16 protein-coding genes and 1 riboswitch are annotated in these 16357 nt (G+C 55.1%); of the genes, 4 read left to right on the top strand and 12 right to left on the bottom strand.

Annotated elements, in window-relative coordinates; genetic code table 11:
* Positions 1–6 precede the first annotated feature (6 nt).
* Positions 7–112: riboswitch (TPP riboswitch) on the bottom strand.
* A 179-nt stretch (positions 113–291) separates the two neighbouring features.
* Complete coding sequence (locus tag ACR0I1_RS08775; protein ID WP_170422513.1) at positions 292–522, top strand: type II toxin-antitoxin system CcdA family antitoxin; 231 nt, start codon at positions 292–294, stop codon at positions 520–522.
* Positions 522–821 (top strand): CcdB family protein, encoded by a 300-nt coding sequence (locus ACR0I1_RS08780; RefSeq protein WP_170422515.1) that lies wholly within the window; start codon positions 522–524, stop codon positions 819–821. Before ACR0I1_RS08775 ends, ACR0I1_RS08780 begins: the two co-directional genes overlap by 1 nt.
* A 70-nt stretch (positions 822–891) precedes the next feature.
* Here the strand turns inward: ACR0I1_RS08780 and ACR0I1_RS08785 are convergent, their stop codons facing one another.
* The 4 genes from ACR0I1_RS08785 to ACR0I1_RS08800 all read right to left on the bottom strand — a co-directional run bounded on the left by ACR0I1_RS08785 (position 892) and on the right by ACR0I1_RS08800 (position 4402).
* Positions 892–1302 (bottom strand): universal stress protein, encoded by a 411-nt coding sequence (locus tag ACR0I1_RS08785; RefSeq protein ID WP_170393765.1) that lies wholly within the window; start codon positions 1300–1302, stop codon positions 892–894.
* Between the two features lie 13 nt (positions 1303–1315).
* Positions 1316–2623, bottom strand: a complete 1308-nt coding sequence (locus tag ACR0I1_RS08790) for a TRAP transporter large permease (RefSeq protein ID WP_170393768.1) — start codon at positions 2621–2623, stop codon at positions 1316–1318.
* A 160-nt stretch (positions 2624–2783) separates the two neighbouring features.
* Positions 2784–3782, bottom strand: a complete 999-nt coding sequence (locus tag ACR0I1_RS08795; protein ID WP_170625728.1) for a TRAP transporter substrate-binding protein DctP — start codon at positions 3780–3782, stop codon at positions 2784–2786.
* Positions 3783–3901: 119 nt separating this feature from the next.
* A complete protein-coding gene (locus ACR0I1_RS08800) occupies positions 3902–4402 on the bottom strand; it encodes a TRAP transporter small permease subunit (protein ID WP_170393772.1) in 501 nt (166 codons plus the stop codon).
* A gap of 616 nt (positions 4403–5018) precedes the next feature.
* Here ACR0I1_RS08800 and ACR0I1_RS08805 point away from each other — a divergent pair.
* Positions 5019–6500 (top strand): aminotransferase-like domain-containing protein, encoded by a 1482-nt coding sequence (locus ACR0I1_RS08805; RefSeq protein WP_170393774.1) that lies wholly within the window; start codon positions 5019–5021, stop codon positions 6498–6500.
* A gap of 310 nt (positions 6501–6810) precedes the next feature.
* On the opposite strand, the gene ACR0I1_RS08810 is transcribed toward ACR0I1_RS08805, so the two are convergent.
* From ACR0I1_RS08810 to ACR0I1_RS08840, 7 genes are all read right to left on the bottom strand, one after another.
* Positions 6811–8085: a hypothetical protein gene (locus ACR0I1_RS08810; protein ID WP_480705959.1), complete on the bottom strand. Its 1275-nt coding sequence runs from the start codon at positions 8083–8085 to the stop codon at positions 6811–6813.
* A 46-nt stretch (positions 8086–8131) separates the two neighbouring features.
* On the bottom strand, positions 8132–8374 hold the full coding sequence (locus ACR0I1_RS08815; protein WP_170509048.1) for a hypothetical protein: 243 nt from the start codon (positions 8372–8374) through the stop codon (positions 8132–8134).
* 144 nt (positions 8375–8518) lie between these two features.
* Positions 8519–9748, bottom strand: a complete 1230-nt coding sequence (locus ACR0I1_RS08820; protein ID WP_480705961.1) for an AGE family epimerase/isomerase — start codon at positions 9746–9748, stop codon at positions 8519–8521.
* A 170-nt stretch (positions 9749–9918) separates the two neighbouring features.
* Positions 9919–10950, bottom strand: a complete 1032-nt coding sequence (locus tag ACR0I1_RS08825; RefSeq protein WP_480705963.1) for a YeiH family protein — start codon at positions 10948–10950, stop codon at positions 9919–9921.
* A gap of 69 nt (positions 10951–11019) precedes the next feature.
* Positions 11020–12027, bottom strand: coding sequence for a phosphate acetyltransferase (pta, locus tag ACR0I1_RS08830; RefSeq protein WP_480562262.1), 1008 nt, complete (start codon positions 12025–12027; stop codon positions 11020–11022).
* Between the two features lie 193 nt (positions 12028–12220).
* On the bottom strand, positions 12221–12931 hold the full coding sequence (locus tag ACR0I1_RS08835) for an aspartate/glutamate racemase family protein (RefSeq protein ID WP_480705965.1): 711 nt from the start codon (positions 12929–12931) through the stop codon (positions 12221–12223).
* A complete protein-coding gene (locus tag ACR0I1_RS08840) occupies positions 12928–13632 on the bottom strand; it encodes a GntR family transcriptional regulator (RefSeq protein WP_480705967.1) in 705 nt (234 codons plus the stop codon). Before ACR0I1_RS08840 ends, ACR0I1_RS08835 begins: the two co-directional genes overlap by 4 nt.
* A gap of 111 nt (positions 13633–13743) precedes the next feature.
* Between ACR0I1_RS08840 and ACR0I1_RS08845 the strand changes: the two genes are divergently transcribed.
* Complete coding sequence (locus tag ACR0I1_RS08845; RefSeq protein ID WP_480705969.1) at positions 13744–15438, top strand: thiamine pyrophosphate-binding protein; 1695 nt, start codon at positions 13744–13746, stop codon at positions 15436–15438.
* Here the strand turns inward: ACR0I1_RS08845 and ACR0I1_RS08850 are convergent.
* A complete protein-coding gene (locus ACR0I1_RS08850) occupies positions 15399–16319 on the bottom strand; it encodes a LysR family transcriptional regulator (protein ID WP_480705971.1) in 921 nt (306 codons plus the stop codon). The two genes, ACR0I1_RS08845 and ACR0I1_RS08850, sit on opposite strands and share 40 nt — an antisense overlap.
* Positions 16320–16357 lie beyond the last annotated feature (38 nt).

Genomic DNA, 16357 nt, shown 5'->3' on the forward strand with positions numbered 1-16357 from the left:
AAGGATGGATGAAACCTGTACCTTTCCCTCCGCCGGTTCTAGCCGGTTCAGGTTCAACGGGTTTGCCAATTAGCATCTCAGCGCGGTCTTTAGCGCACCCCGAGGTAGGGTCGTGATTAGGGGGATGAGAGGACGATTTCAACCGAAATCGTTAGGTTCTCGTTCAATAAGCATTGAATGAAATACCATAAGAACGAGCCACGAAGCCAGAGAAGTCCTTTAGGAGATATGCGCATATTTGACGCGCATATAGTATATTGATATTCTCAGGCACATGGAGGCCAAGAAAGAATGAACACTCAACCACGCAAACCGACCAATCTATCACTTGATAGCGCATTGCTCACCGAGGCCAGAGCGCTGAACGTGAACCTGTCGCGTGCCGCCGAAGAAGGATTGCGTGCCGCCGTTGCCGCTGCGAAGGCAGCACAGTGGAGGGCCGAAAACGCGGAGGCACTGCTAAGCTCAAACTCGTATGTTGAACGGCACGGGTTGCCCTTGGATGGCTTTCGTCAGTTCTGATGCCGAAATACGATGTATTCCACAACCCATCCGGCGATGGCTATCTTCTGGATGTGCAAACCGATCTTCTGAGCGATCTGAATACCCGCATGGTGGTGCCGCTTTTACCAAAAGCACATGCGCCGAAACCAGCGACCCGCCTCAACCCTGAGTTCCTGATAGATGGTGAGCAGGTTGTAATGGTGACCCAGTTCATGGCTGCTGTTCCTGTGGGGCTCCTCAAATCACCAGTGGGTCATCTGAAAGATGATTTCGAGCAGATCACCGTGGCCGTAGACATGCTGATGCAAGGGTTCTGAACGACAATGGCTGGCCTCATTGGCCAGCCATCTTGCACGCATAACACCTGTCAGGTGTTATGCTTCTGCTCTACTTGTCGCGCAGTACCACGACACTGCAATGTGCATGACGGACCACACGTGCCGCCGTTGAACCGATCAGATAGTCCGAAAGGCCCGGTTGGTGTGACGCCACTACTATGCAGTCCACTTTGTGTTCCTCGGCCCAATCCAGAATGGAATTTGTTGGATGACCTGTAACAACATGGGTGCCGATCTTCGGAGACTCCATCGATGCGTTCAGTTTGTCCTCAAAATCAGAAACGCTTTTCTGAACCTGCTCGGGTGGAAAGTACGACCCGATATACGAAGGTAGTTCTTCGAGAACGGACAGCACCGATACTGTCCCGCCATCCGATAGCAAGCGGCTTGCTGCATCCAGAGATTTGGCACAGTCGTTGATGTGATCAGGGGCGACTGGAACGAGGATATGGTTATACATCTGTACCTCCGGATTATTTCAGGATGTTGGGCAACCAGGTGGCGATCTGCGGGAAGATGAAGATCAGTGTCAGGCCAACGAACTGGAGTGCCACAAACGGGCCAACCGAATTGTAGACATCCCCCATGCTGACATCCTTGGGCAGAACCCCTTTGATCCAGAACAGCACAAAACCGAACGGAGGTGTCAGGTAAGCGATTTGGATGTTCACGATGAACAGCGCGCCAAACCACAGCTTGTCGATCCCCAATTCGTCGATAATCGGGATGAACAGTGGTGTGCACAGCATGATGATGGCCCAATCATCCATCACCATACCCAAGACGAGGATGATCAGCATCATCATCAGCAGGATGCCGGTTGCACCGCCGGGCATGGAAAGAACCAGATTGGTCAGCAGGTCCTGGCTGCCAAGCGTGTTGAACACATTAAGATAGACGGTGGCACCAATCAGAATCCAAAGCCCCATACCGCTGAGCTTCAAGGTGGACACCAACGATTCCCTCAGCACCTCCCAGGTCAGTTTGCCGTAGATCAGGTTGATGACAAAGGCGCCTGCGGCACCAAATGCGGCAGCTTCCGCCGGTGTTGCGATACCGCCCCATATGACGCCCAGAACGATGATGATGAGTAAGGCAAACGGCCAGATGCTGAGAACGGCGGTCAGTTTTTCGGTGCGGGTGAATTTCTGATCAGCGGGCAGGGCGGGGCCCAGCTCGGGCTGGATTTTACAACGTACGCCGATGTAGATCGTGTAGAACGTGGCCAGCATCAGGCCGGGCAGCAACCCCGCCATGAACAGGTCACCGATCGAAACCTTGGCGAGCAATCCATAGAAGATGAACGGAACGCTTGGTGGGATCAGCGCACCCAACGCACCGCCTGCCGCGATACAACCGATCGCGATACGGCGATCATATTTGTAGCGCATCATCGAAGGATAGGCGATTTGACCCATCGTGGTGGTCGCCGGTGGCGTGATGCCGGTGATTGCAGCAAAAACAGTACAGACCTGAACTGTACCCATCGCGAGACCACCATGAATGTGGCCGATCAGCTTGTAAACGGCATCATAGGCCGTTTCGGCTATCCCCGAAAATCTTATGAGTGAGCCCATGAACAGGAACAAAGGCACTGTGACCAGTACCGAATTCCAAGGCGTTGAATAGAATGCACTGGGCACGGACAACAGCGCGCGAGGTTCGAAAACCAGGGCAAATAGAACCGCTGTTCCGCCCAAGCCGAACGCAACCGGCAGCCCCATGAAAAGGATCCCAAACAGTATTAAGAAATACAGCGCTGTAATTAGTTCGAGGCTCATGATCTTTAGTTTCCCTACCTAGTGGCCGTTCGCGCGGTCTTTGCCGGGTTGCGTGTCAGCAGTGCTTTTAACACTGACATGCGCCCGTCTGGTCCGCTGGCCCGACGATCGGGCCAGCGAAAGAGTTTTAGCTATATTGGAAAGATGACATTGCGCGGGATTATTGCGCGTTCGCCTTGTCTTCCAGGAACCTCTTGAAGATTTCCACGCCTTTGGCGTTGCCCTCGGATGCGGCCGCAACCTGCGGCCAAACCTCGGCAATGGATTTCTCGCGCATACGAGCAACTTCTTCATCGCTCAGCTCGATTACTTCACCACCGGCATCGCGCAGGATTTGAAGCGCTTCTTCGACACCTTCCGCATGCATGCGGCTGGTTTCGAAATAGGTTTCTTCGAAAACTCCGTTGATCTTTTCGCGCTGCCAGTCGGTCAGTGCGTTCCAGCTCTGCAGGTTGATGAAGATCTCCTGGTGCTGAGCAGGGTTCCAGCCGGGCATGATCGCATAGTCGATTACTTCCTGGAACGACATGTCATCGATGCCGCCTGTATCCCAGTAGGTGCCTTCGATGGTGCCCAGTTTGATTGCGGTGTAAATCTCACCACCGTTCATCGAGACCGGCGCGCCGCCCATGGTCGAGTGAAAGATGGCCTGGGGTCCACCGGCGCGCATCTTGCGGCCTTCCAGATCTTCCAGTTTTTCGACCCGGAACTTGGTGAACATTGCGTTCGGTCCCTGGTTGGTCCAGCCTGCCCACTGCAGGTTCCGCGCATTGGCGGCCTCTTGCACGATGTCACCAACGCGGTAGTCGGGGTTGCCCCACATCACTTCCCACGCTTCTTCGGTGTTGTCGGCGCCCATGGCCATGCCAAACGCCAGCATGCCTTCGGGCATGTCGCCGCCATAGACTGAACCCCAGCCCGCGTAACCATCGGTCAGACCAGCCGCCGCTGCGCCAAAGGCCTCTGCACCACTGACCAGCGCCCCTGCGGGCTCAACACGGATTTTGACCGTGCCTTCAGTCGCTTTTTCAACTGCTTCAACCCAAGGGATCAGGCCATTGTCCCAGCCGGCATCGGTCTGGTCAAATGCGGGCTGGAAGGTCCACTCGGTTACTTCATCCGGCGGCCCATCTTGTGCGACGGCAATGCTTGCGGTCACGGCTATGGCGCCTGCCCAAATGGTTGTGTGCACAAACCTGTTTGGTTTCATGTTAATTCCTCCTCGTTAGTGGATCAGTCTATTTTCGTTTGTATTTGCAGGCGCCCAGAACAGCGTGTCTAACTGCGCCCGAAGATCGTTTGCAGATCGCGGAGCAAGTGTTTCAGGACCACCAAGAGAACCATTGCACCGCTGAGTGGGATCGCAAATTTGATCGGATAAATCGGGATCGGAATGGATGTCGGGGTCTTCTGATTAAGCATCAGAGACAGCGATGCGGCTTCGTAACCCTTCCAGATCAATGCGACCAGAAACAGGATTGCAATCGGTGCCGTCAGGACATCCAAAATCGCCTTTGACCGCTTGCTGGCGTTTGCATAAAACAGGTCGAGTTTGACGAAACTGTCATGCTGCAATGCATAGACGCCGCCGGTGCAGGCCAACAACACCATCGCAGCTTGCAATGTGGTGCCGATCCACTGGGAGGGCGCGTTCAGTACATAGCGCATGAATACGTCCGACACGCCAAACGCCATGCAATACAAGATGAGAAACCAGCCGATGCGGCCCATGACTTCTGAGATTGCGCTTGTCAGCTTTTCCAGACCGCGCATCAGCATGCCAACCTCGTTGTGTTTTTCATGGATCTGGTTCTCCCTCAAAAAATCTGTGCGCTGAATTGATGTACCGGACCCTTCGCGTCGGGGTTCGGACGGACATCAGAGAAACGTCTGCTGAATCGCTGTTCACAGAGTCGACGCATATCCCACTCCTGCAAAACCATGCGAACGGTCTCCCTCCCTAGTCGCATCGAACGGCCCGGGTGATCCCTAATTTCGACATGGAACTTCCCGGATCGCTACAGCAAACGCGAAGGAGTTCGACTGAGAAAGATACAGTTGTTTGTAATAATGGGTACAGATTTCATCGCGCCGAGTGACTGCTCGATGCCGCGATTCAGTCCCGAGCGATAAGATGTTACAAGTTCAACAATGGCAGCGCAGGTTGCTTAAGCACATCTCAGGTCGGTATAAGTGCTTTAAAAACATAGCGTTGGCTGAAGTCTCTTTTTTGAGTTATCATCAACCCGCTTTTGGTAAGAGCGCAATTGCTTTCAGCATTGCCAGTACAGAATTGGGAAATTTGGCGTCGTTTCCACTTTGTATGGAGCACTTGAAAACATGGATACAGTTTGCAAATCGCGTCGCAGAATTTGCGACTAGAGCCTGACAGGACATGACACAACGGTTGAGCATCGACAAAACTCAGTCCAGCGGTTTGCGAGATCAGATCGTCTCGCAGATTTCACGACTCATTTTTGAAGGTTTGATGCCGTCTGGACTAAAGCTTGCCTCATGTCGGGGGTTGGCGCGGGATCTCGATGTTTCGATCAATACGGTCGTCGCGGCTTATCGAAAGCTTGAAGAAGAGCAACTGATCGAGGCCCGGCCCCGCTCGGGTTATTATGTCTGCTCTGACGTAGGGATTCGCACGGACGGTGATGCGATTGGGCGAACCAGCACCAGACAGCGCACATCGATTGGCCAGAAACTGAACAAACTGCGCCGCACCGAAGAGATCGAAACCATCCAGCGCCCAAATGACTGGTACAAGTACGACTATCCGTTTGTGTGCAACCAAATCGATGATGGCGCATTCCCGGTTGCGGATTGGCGCGAATGCACTCGGTTGGCCATGAATCGAAAGCATCTGAAAATCTGGTCTGCAGACGGGCTGTACGAGGATTGCTTTGAACTTATCGAGCAGGTCCGGCAGCGCATCCTGCCCCGTCGCGGTATTTTTGAACCCAGCGATTCAATCCTGATCACATTGGGTTCGCAAAACGGGTTGTTTATCACCAGCCTGTTGTTCGGCGGGCGCGATAAAACTGCGGTTATGGAGGATCCGGGATATCCGGATGCACGCAAGATCCTTCAGGCAAATTTTGGGAATGTAAGGTTTCAACCCATTGATAGCGAGGGTTTGATCGTCGATGAACGTCTGCGTGAGGCTGACCTGGTATTCGTAACCCCCAATCGCCAGCACCCAACCACCGTTACGATGTCCGAGCGCCGCCGCAAGGCCTTGCTGCAGGCCGCTGAAGAGTATGATTTTTACATAGTCGAAGACGATTACGAATGCGATGTGGATTACCGGCATTCTACTTTGCTGCCGCTGCGCAGTCTGGATGACACGGATCGACTGATCTATTTGGGCAGCCTTTCCAAAGGTCTTTCACCAGGTTTGCGCCTGGGGTATCTGGCGGCTGCGCCAGAATTTATTGACGCCGCGCGCGATTGCCGGGGAATGATGATGCGCCATCCACCGATGATTCTTCAGCACACTGCTGCCGCGTTTATTAACTTGGGGTACTATGATGGCTTGTTGCGCAGGGTTCGCCAGAATTATGAGCTGCGCTGGCATCTGGCTGATACGACGATCCGTGAAAAGCTACCCCATTTCCTGAAAACGGGCGAATTTGGCGGAACGGTTTTTGTGCTTTCTGATCCCGAGGCCCGGTTGGATGCCATGACGATATGTCAAGCCGCCCTAAAACGCGGTGTTATTGTGGAGCCGATCGGGCCCTGTTTTTCAAATAAAACCGCAGGGAGATACCACTTTCGTCTTGGCGTCTCGTCAATCCAACCCGGTTCTATCCGAAAAGGGATTGAGCTGTTGTCCGAAGTGATTTCAGACCTACGCGCAACAAACTCGTAATGTACCAGGGCGGGAGGCAAACCAATAGTCCGCAAGCTTAAAAAGATTGATCGATGGTTCAATCTCCGACAGCTGAGTTTTCCCCCCACAGCATACGTGACACCAGGCTGGCTAGAAGGCTCAGGACGTACCAAGTCAGCAGAAAGCCGACGCATTCCAGGGCGAATGACCCCCATTTGTAGAATAGGTCAGCAATAACAAAGGCGATAAGTAGCCAGGGGGCTTCCTGCCGCAAGAATGACTTTACGCCTTGTGATTTAATCGCTCTGTGCATGATGTATATCCCTGAATTATAAATGGTTATAATGTTTTAGACGATAACGGGCGGATGGCGACGTGGTGCGTCATAGCGCTGCTGTGCGAACCAGGTCATGGTTGGTTCGATGTCAGTTTGGGTGTTCCCGCCCTGCAGCGTGTACCCGGCTGCCAGCCAGGTGAAGCCATCATCGGCAACCTCGGCACAGTTGGTGTAGTCGCCCCATTTTCCCAGACCCGGAGTGTCTGTGCCCCGTCGAGCGAGGGCCAGCCGCCAAGTCAGATCGATATCGTCGTATGAGCCAACAACATGGCTCGGATGCAAATTCCCACCACCCGCAAAGACCGAAAGCCCTACATCACCAACCCGGTTTACAGCTGTTGAGGGGTAGGCGAACGCGATCTGACTGTTCCAGATATCCGGTTCGTCAATCAATGACATGGTTGCTTCGTCAATGCGGACGGTCCTGACGAAAGGGAGTGGCCTGTTGGTCTGACGATTAGCTGTCCACATAAAGCCCAGAACGCCGCGTCCCAGCCAACCAGCCATAATGCGTGGATCAGTGCGCGACATCCAGTCGCCACCGGTGGTCAGCGCGGAATAATTGCCTGCGGACCAAGGCGTGACATCGATGTCGAATTCATCTATGTCCGAGGCGTTCTCGGCCCATCTGAATACGCGGATCTGCGAGTTCGTGTTGTGGCTGGCAAAGTACATCGCGCCGCGTGCGCCTTGTACGCAGCGCAGAGAAAAGTTGTCTTCTGTTTCGAATATGTCGAATGATAGCGTTGCCGCGGTCGCCAGTTCGTCCAGTGAAATCCGCAGAATGACCGAGCGGGTAAACTGGTTAGCCCCGGCCGAGAACACATTGGTGCCCGCATACATATAGTTTTCGGACAACGAAACGTGGTTATAGTCGAACCACTCATTGTTCCACGCGGGATCAAGCCCGGCGGGGGTGAAATCCCAAATGTTCCATGTGTCGTTCCCCAAGGTGCGCCCTTGTTTGACCGCAACCCGCAGTGTGTTGGTGCCCCCCTGTTCGATATATTGAAGCAGCCAGATAAGCAGATCCCTGCTTGGGTCGTAAATCGTGGTCTGGTCGCAGCAAAACCCCCCGTCAACAGGTGGGAACAACGTGAAAGGGCTCATGTGAGACCAGCTTTGGCCGCCGTCCAGTGACCGACTTGCATACCAGTTGCCAGTGGCCAGAATCTGACCTCCGTTGCTGGAAACTGTCGGCTCGCCCACAGTAGAGGTTTGGCCGTTAGTATCGAAATCTGTAAGGTTTATTGTGTTGAAAATCCTTGGCTGATGGGTCGAGGGCATAGCAGCCTCCGTAATCTACTCATGTCAAAAAAATGTGCGTAATTGATTAGTAATCCAGTTCCGTCGGATCAGCGTCATTGCCGGATTGATCCGAATTATCTTCTTCCAAAGCAGGCCCGCCCTTTTTGCGAGTTTTTGAGACGCGCTCATCGCGTTCGCTCAGCATTTGCGGGGTCATGAGGCCTGACGCACTGGCCCGTTCGCTCAGGGCGGAATGGGCCGATGGTTGTGGTCTCACCTCAAGTGTGCCCTTTCGGGTCGTTCGCTTTCCACGTGCTTGATTTGCCATTCAACTCTCCTATCCGTTCGTCAAGAAACGCATCCGAACTCGCAGGTCGTCGGATGGTGTTGAATGCATTAAACATAGCAGATTTGCCCCGACTCTTCAATTGAGCCGGCTCGATGCGGGTCTCGCTCTGCTTGAATCCGCGCGCTAAAGCGGCACCATCCGCGATAAGCGCCCCGATAGCGGGAACAGGCAAGCCTGCAATGAATGATAGATATCCGGTTTGCCGTCAAAGATGGATGTCACGATGTCACCGGATTCATCCACCGCCGGGAACCAGCCGCCATGTTGGTGATCCACGAACGTTTCATTCGCAAAGGTCCAGAGTTTTCTGTACCAAATTTCATCCTCTTGCCTTTTATCCAGTGCGATCAGGGCTCCAACCGCACCAATGGCTTCAGCTACGGGCCACCAGAACCGCGACGCATTTGCGACCCGACCCCCAAAATCCAGCGTATATGCCATGCCGCCGCCGGGCAGCCACGCATCCTTGAGGGCCTGCTCAATCAATCGTCGCGATGACTCGGGCGCGCCCGAGTTTGGTCGGCCTGATAAATCCCAATGCTGCAGCTGAAGTCGCCCAAGCTCGAACGAATGGCCCGGGGTCGTGCCTGCGGGACGGAACATCGGGTCACCGGCATAGCCCCGGTCAATCTGCCAATCTGAGGTGAAATGCTCGGGCAAGCGCCAGTTTTCAGCAGGTGCGATCCGGCCGATAAAGAAATCCAGAATACGACCGGCGCGGGTAAGATAGATTTCGTCGCCTGTCGCCTCAAAAGCTGCAAGCAGTGCCTCAACTCCGTGCATATTCGCGTTCATTCCGCGATATGTGGAAAACGGAGTCCAATCGCGGTTCCACTCGTCACAGTACAACCCGGCCTCATCATCCCAGAAATGGGTGTCCAAAACATCTCGGACTTCGGTCAGCAGTTTGTCAGCTTCCGGGTGCCCTATCTGTTTTGCGCTTGAGGCAGCGAGCAGAACAAAGACATGCCCGTAGGCAAGTTTGCGATCATCCTTGATGTTGTCACCATCCAAAGCCCAAAGGTAACCGGCGTGATCCCGGTCTTTGTGGTGGCTGTTGAGGTAGGCCATACCGTGATCGATGATCCGCTCTGCGCCTTGAAATCCAATCAGATGCCCCAGAGCGTAAGAATGCACTAGGCGTGTAGTCGTGTGCAGTTCCTGCAATGTGTTTGGCAGCGGGCTGCCATCATGGTCGAGGATGAAAAATCCTGGCTCGGTCCGACAACTTGCGCTGAAAAACGCCAACTGTCGCATAGTCTGATCTTTCAACCACGTGCGGTGTTCAGATGTATCAAGCCAAAAGCCCGGTTCGGAATGCGGGCCGGGTGGCAGAGGCAAGGTGTTGTCCATATTCTTCATCTCGCTTGAGGGACCATTCGGAATCGAACGAAAAAGCGCTGCAAAGCGCCAGTCGCCAATGAACCAAACACCGCGAACGAAGGCAATCGACAAACCCGCACCGGACTGTCAGGGGTTGCCGTTCAGCCGTCGCAGTTGGCGGAAAACTCTTGGTAACTGCTTCAGGTTAATAGGTTAATCCCGGCCAGAATTACCACGGCGATGAACAACGTCTCCACTATGATGAGGGCGATTGCGGCTGCACCGACCGACAGGATCTGTTTAAGGTTTGTCTTCATCCCAACAGCTGCGATCGCAACAAGCAACAACCATCGAGAGCATTGGCTTAGAAATTCTGAAATCGCTGGCGGGATCAATCCGAATGAGGATGCCGCAGCGAGAACCAGAAATCCTAACACGAATCCCGGCAACAGCGGTGGGCGTTTCCCGTCTGCGTCCATTTCGGCAAAGCCACGAATAATCAGTGAAGCGACCAAAACCACCGGTGCCAGCATCGCCACGCGGAACAATTTGACCAGCGTCGCTGTATCTCCGGTTTGCTCCGAGATCGAAAATCCCGCGCCGACAACCTGAGCCACATCATGGATGGTGCCACCCAGAAACACACCGCCCGCAATCTCGTTCATCCCCAATGTGCGTACCAGGATCGGATAGGCGATCATGGCGATGGTGGACAAAACGGTCACGCCCATGACCGTAAAAATCAGACGCTCTTCCGAGCGTTCGTCCTTGGGCAGGATTGCACTGATCGCCATTGCCGCCGATGCACCGCAAATTGCAACCGAACCGGCGGTCAGAAAGGCAAAGCGCCATCTGTGGCCAAAAAAACGAGCTACGGACAGGCCAAATCCTATGGTCAACAGCACTCCGACGATCACAAGGGCAATCAGGTCCCAGCCCAGACCCAGCATCAGGGTCATCGACACGCGCACACCCAGCAAGGCCACGCCAAGGCGCAGAAGTGTGCGTGCGGCGAATCCGATCCCCTCAACGGTTTTTCCTTCTTCGCCCAGAAAGCTGACCGCAATCCCCAAAAGAAGGGCAAGCAGCATGGCCGGGGTAGCATAATGCTCGGACAGGAACTTGGCGGCGACGGCAACGGTTACGGCGATCATGACGCCGGGAAAGAGCGTGCGAACACGCTCCTTGCTCCGCTCGGTGAGGGATAGGGCTGAAGGATCGGCGGACGCCATAACGGATGGTCCTTTGTTTGTAATGAATGGGTCGCGGGCCTGCGCGATAAAGCAGGCGGGCTGCCGAGTTTAGGGTTCGCGCGCCTGCAGGATGGTCACCGCGATGATCTGCGTCACATCTTCCGCGCTGCATCCGCGCGATAGATCATTGGCCGGTTTGGCGAGCCCCTGCAAAACCGGACCGATCGCCAGATAACCGCCCAGCCGTTGAGTCATCTTGTACCCGATATTTCCGGCATCCAGATTTGGGAAAATCTTGACGTTCGACTGACCCGCGACCGAGGACCCGGGGGATTTTCGCTCACCAATCGACGGCACGAAGGCGGCATCGAATTGCAGCTCGCCATCCACATTCAACTCTGGGTGTTTCGCCCGCAGTATTTCTGTCGCGTTGACGACCTTGTCCACCGCTGGGTGTTGGGCGCTGCCTTTTGTTGAGAAACTCAACATCGCGATCTTTGGCTCTTCCTGCAGCAATGCCCGCGCGGACACCGCTGAAGCGGCCGCAATGTTTGCCAGTTCTTCGGATGTCGGATCGATCACCAAGCCGCAATCTGAATAGAGCATGGCGCGAGCGCCCTCAGCGGCGGCCTCGGGTGGGTACATCAGGAAGAACGAGGATACCATTCCAACATCGGGCTTCATTCCAATAACCTGGATGGCAGTTCTGACCACATCGCCTGTGGTATGGACCGCCCCGCCCACGGTTCCTGTTGCGTGCCCCATTCGCACCAGCATCGCGGCATAGACCAGCGGCGATTCTGCGGCTTTGCGTGCCTTGGCTTCATCGACACCTTTGTGTTTGCGCAGAGAATAATACTCGGCCGCAAAAGCGTCAGTCAGTTCCGAATGCGCAGGATCATGGATGGCAATACCGTCCCCGGTTGAGCCACCCTCTGCCGCGAGCGCCGCTTTAACGTCGGCCTCAGGTCCAACGAGAATAATATTGGCCAGACCAGCCTTATGGGCGGCTAATCCTCCGGCAACAATGCGGGGATCGGTGCCTTCGCTCAGCGCTACAATTGGGCGGGTTTCCGAGGCACTGGCCGCCAACAGCTCGATCGGTGTTTTCGTCATGCGTCTCGGTTCCTGAACTGTTGTTAATCGGCGTCAGAACAGGTGCCTTGAGGTTAACGATGATCGTTTTGGCGCTGTTCTGATTTCGTTTCTTGATTGCTTGGTTCTGGTTCACCGTCAAGCTGTTGCCGATAGGTCCAGAATCGCCATCTGGCTATAGGCGGCGGCTACTCTGGACTTACTGTTCACTTGATCAGAACCTTGGCGGGTTTAGTCCGGCCTGAAACCAGTTGATGAAAGTAACAATAGAAAACACTGGCAAACCAGTCGCCTGCTGTATGTCCGCCGCGTAAGGGCACATGTTTGTACATTCCAGTACAATTGCACCAAGGTCGGGATTGCCCGCTTGCAGCGCAAGCGCTGCTTCGACATTGTCGTCGCGGGCTTTGTCCACATCCAGCGTCAATGCGTTTTCGAGAATAGCGGTTGTGAATTCGCTGCCGCCTTCGGTGGTGCCAATTGGAGTTCCGTCGGGGACCTGTGCCTTTCGCAGGTGCTCATCCGTAAGTGTTGAGGCGGAGATGGTTAGAATGCCGGCGCGCTTTCCTGCAGGAAGGATACGGTTCACCATATCGACCTGCATCATCGAGGACGTCGCGACCGGAACAGGAACCGCCTCGGCCAGTTCATCCTGAAACAGCGAAAGAAAGCCGCAATTGGTGGTGATCCCGTCAACCCCGTCTTTGACAAGTTCCCGTGCGGCATCGATGAACGCTCCAAGCATTCCTTCAGCACCTTGTCGGACCACAAGATCAGGCGAGGCGTTGCGCACGATGCGATAGAGCACGGGAAACGGCCATGTCCGAGCGTTGCCCATATCACCGGGAATACGTGCAAACTGTGCGTCCAACATCAGGATGCCGACAGATGCGCCGTATATGGATTTTCCGCCCTGCGCGATCATGACTGCGCCTCCTGAATGATGCGGGTCGAGATATCGTCCGACCCTTCCATATAGATGCTTGATATCCCATGGCGCACCGCGTCCTGCACTTGATCCATCCGCTTGTTGATATGGGTGCCCAAAGCCTGCGCGGCCTCATCAGCGTCGCGGTTCATCAAGGCCTGCATGACGCGCTTATGTTCGTCTTTTGAGCGTTGGACCCGGTCCAGACTCATGGAAATCCATCGGATATAGCGAATGCGCTCATTAATCCGCATCAGGTTTTGCAGCAATTCCATGTTCCCAGACAGCCGGGCGATGCCCAGATGAAACGCTTCATCTCGCGTGACGGCCTCTTCAACCGTAAGCCCGGTGATATCGATACCCGTCGCATAAAGTTCGTCGTGAAGCGCCTGCAGTTGTTCTGTGGTGGCCTTGGTGCACGCTGCGCGGACGGCGGCGGTTTCGATGATTTGGCGCAGCTCGAACAGGTCAAAAATGCTTTGGGCATCCAATGGGCGGCAAAAGAAACCCTGTCCCGGGCGGAAGTCGAACAAACTTTCGGCGACCAGCCGGTTCAGTGCTTCGCGCAAAGGGGTGCGGCTGACGCCCAGCTCTTTCGACAGGGCGACCTCGTTCAAACGATCGCCGGGACGCAGGCGGAATGAAACCGCCATGGCCTTCACCTGATCGTAGATATCATCAACGCGTGGACCTGCCATTGGTACTGCCTTTTGGTCGTTGCCCCACAGGTGCCACAGGCCAGTCTTGAAATCAATATACAAAACTGTATACAGGTCTGTGTGCAGATTAGATTAAGGGAGTCGCAGACCATGACAGGAACGAATTACCTGACCGGAGCCGAGGCAATGGTCCGTATGCTTGAGGCACATGGCGTGAAGCACATGTTCGGCCTATGTGGTGATACAACCTTGCCATTCTATGATGCGCTATCTCGGATGGATCACGGTATTCAGCACATTCTGACGCGGGATGAACGTCATGCGGCCTACATGGCGGATGGTTATGCAAGGGTGACAGGTAAGCCGGGTGTCTGCGAAGGCCCGTCTGGGGGCGGGGCGACCTATATTCTACCTGGCGTGGTCGAAGCCAACGAAAGCTCGGTTCCTATTCTTGCGATCACCTCGGATGTGGCGACAACCAGCCGGGGAAAGTACCCGCTGACCGAATTGGACCAACCCGCGCTGTTCAAGCCGCTGGCCAAGTGGAATGCGTCGCTGGATGACGCCACACGATTGCCGGCCATGGTTCGGGCGGCATTCCGTGCAATGACCACCGGTACACCTGGGGCCACACATCTTGCCTTGCCCTTCGACACTCAGAAAGCGCCGGTGGACGAGGCAGAGATATGGGCGGATGCAAGACATCGCAGCTATCCCGCGGAACGTGCAGGCCCCGATATGGATGCGGTCCAGGCGGCAGCTGAGTTACTTTCAAAGTCTAAATCCGCTGTAGCCGTTTGTGGCGGTGGACCCGTTCTATCAGGGGCAAGCGACGCACTGCGCCGGGTTGCGGGACTGTTGGATATGCCTGTCGCCACGACCGTGTCGGGGCAGGGCTCGATTGCCGAGACAGACCCGCTCGCGCTTGGTGTTGTCGGATCGAATGGCGGGGTGCCTGCCACCCGCGCTGTGGTAGATGCGGCGGATGTCGTTCTGTTCATCGGATGTCGCGCAGGATCCGTCACGACCGAGCGCTGGAGAAGCCCTGCGCGCGATGCCACCATCATTCATATCGACAGTGACCCGATGGTGATCGGAGCCAACTATTCGACCGAAGTCGCTATTTGTGCCGACGCGCGTCTCGCGCTGGAAGCATTGGCGGACGCATTGGCGGCACGCCAAGACCTGCCCAGGCTGGGCGGGGCGGCCAAATCAAACGCGGCATGGGCGGCCAAACTGGCTGCGTTCGCCCCGCTTGCAGCCAGCCGAGAAACGCCGATCCGGCCCGAGGCTGTCATGGATTCGCTAATGGATATCCTGGATGATGATGCGATTGTTGTCGCTGATCCCGGCACGCCATGCCCATATTTCAGCGCGCATTACCGCTGGCGGACACCGGGGCGGCATTTCATCACTAACCGGGCGCATGGGGCGTTGGGGTATTCATTGGGTGCTGCAATGGGTGCGCATTTTGGGCGGCCTTCGGTCAAAACCTTGTCGGTGATGGGTGACGGCTCATTCGGCTTTGCCTGTGGTGAGTTCGAAACCATGGTGCGGCACAACATGCCGATCACCTCAATTGTATTCTCGAACTCGGTCTTTGGCTGGATCAAGGCCGGACAGGAAGCAGGGTTTGGGCAGAGATACTACAATGTTGATTTCAACCGCACCGACCACGCCGCTGTTGCGAGCGCCTTTGGTGTGAAATCATGGACTGTCAAAGATCCCGAAGACCTGTCCAAAGTTCTGAAACAGGCTATCGAGCATGATGGCCCGACATTGGTCGACATTTACTCACAACCGCTTCACGAGGCCGCTGCACCGGTTTCGGAATGGGTGGCATAAGAGGCGATCGAAGGGGTTAGCTGAGCCAGAAAATCCTGTGCAATCGTTGATAGGGGTCGCCCTTTCGCGGTGATAATGGCCAGATCAAGCATCACAGCCGGTCGGAAGGGGCGGGTTTGATACCCGCTCTCGTCGTCAAAGGTGACAGTGAAGGGATCGATCATCGCGACCCCCATGCCCTGCTTGACGAAACTTAGCAGGTTTTCTGACAGATGGGTGTGAATCTGGGTCCGCCAGTTGCGCCCCGCTGATTGGAAGGTGTCCCGAGTTCGTCGGTGGGTTTGATGCTCTGGCCCCATCACGATGAATGGTTCGTTTTCAAGGATTTCGGGTGTGAGCACATCATAATCTGCCAAAGGGCTGGTTTCCGGAAAGGTCGCCAGCGTTTCGAACTCAAAGACCTGATAGTTCAGTGTGTCATGCAGAATGGGCATCTCGACAATGCCGATCTCAAACAGGCCAGAGATTACCCATTCTTGAATCTTCGAGGAATACTGCGACTGAAAGCTTACCGACAGGTTCGGGCGGCTTTCTGCGAAGCGAGCGATCTCACGCGGCATGAAGCCGAAGGATAGCAGATGTGGTGCGGCGATCTGCAATTGACCCGGATGCTTGTTCTGCAGATCCGTGACCGCCTGCGCCACGTGATCCAGCCCCCGAACAACCGTATCAACCTCGCGGTATAGAAGTTCAGCTTCTGGCGTAGGCAGCAACCGGCCTTTGTTGCGTTCAAACAGCGGCAAACGCGCTTCGCGCTCTAGCTGTGCCAACAGATTGCTGATCCCGGGCTGTGAAATCCCAAGCACCGAGGCCGCACCCGTGACAGTGCCGGTTTCCATGATGGCGTGAAAAGCCTGTAGCTGACGAAATCGCAGGGACATCGCTATAGTATCATTTTTCCTGATGACCTCTAGATAAT

It is taken from the genome of Ruegeria sp. B11, from assembly GCF_056539785.1.

What these genes read in the sequence shown, in the direction of transcription:
- ACR0I1_RS08775 (WP_170422513.1), top strand. Translation starts at nt 292, where the DNA reads ATGAACACTCAACCACGCAAACCGACCAATCTATCACTTGATAGCGCA.
- ACR0I1_RS08780 (WP_170422515.1), top strand. Translation starts at nt 522, where the DNA reads ATGCCGAAATACGATGTATTCCACAACCCATCCGGCGATGGCTATCTT.
- ACR0I1_RS08785 (WP_170393765.1), bottom strand. Translation starts at nt 1,302, where the DNA reads ATGTATAACCATATCCTCGTTCCAGTCGCCCCTGATCACATCAACGAC.
- ACR0I1_RS08790 (WP_170393768.1), bottom strand. Translation starts at nt 2,623, where the DNA reads ATGAGCCTCGAACTAATTACAGCGCTGTATTTCTTAATACTGTTTGGG.
- ACR0I1_RS08800 (WP_170393772.1), bottom strand. Translation starts at nt 4,402, where the DNA reads ATGCTGATGCGCGGTCTGGAAAAGCTGACAAGCGCAATCTCAGAAGTC.
- ACR0I1_RS08805 (WP_170393774.1), top strand. Translation starts at nt 5,019, where the DNA reads ATGACACAACGGTTGAGCATCGACAAAACTCAGTCCAGCGGTTTGCGA.
- ACR0I1_RS08810 (WP_480705959.1), bottom strand. Translation starts at nt 8,085, where the DNA reads ATGCCCTCGACCCATCAGCCAAGGATTTTCAACACAATAAACCTTACA.
- ACR0I1_RS08815 (WP_170509048.1), bottom strand. Translation starts at nt 8,374, where the DNA reads ATGGCAAATCAAGCACGTGGAAAGCGAACGACCCGAAAGGGCACACTT.
- ACR0I1_RS08820 (WP_480705961.1), bottom strand. Translation starts at nt 9,748, where the DNA reads ATGGACAACACCTTGCCTCTGCCACCCGGCCCGCATTCCGAACCGGGC.
- ACR0I1_RS08825 (WP_480705963.1), bottom strand. Translation starts at nt 10,950, where the DNA reads ATGGCGTCCGCCGATCCTTCAGCCCTATCCCTCACCGAGCGGAGCAAG.
- pta (WP_480562262.1), bottom strand. Translation starts at nt 12,027, where the DNA reads ATGACGAAAACACCGATCGAGCTGTTGGCGGCCAGTGCCTCGGAAACC.
- ACR0I1_RS08835 (WP_480705965.1), bottom strand. Translation starts at nt 12,931, where the DNA reads ATGATCGCGCAGGGCGGAAAATCCATATACGGCGCATCTGTCGGCATC.
- ACR0I1_RS08840 (WP_480705967.1), bottom strand. Translation starts at nt 13,632, where the DNA reads ATGGCAGGTCCACGCGTTGATGATATCTACGATCAGGTGAAGGCCATG.
- ACR0I1_RS08845 (WP_480705969.1), top strand. Translation starts at nt 13,744, where the DNA reads ATGACAGGAACGAATTACCTGACCGGAGCCGAGGCAATGGTCCGTATG.
- ACR0I1_RS08850 (WP_480705971.1), bottom strand. Translation starts at nt 16,319, where the DNA reads ATGTCCCTGCGATTTCGTCAGCTACAGGCTTTTCACGCCATCATGGAA.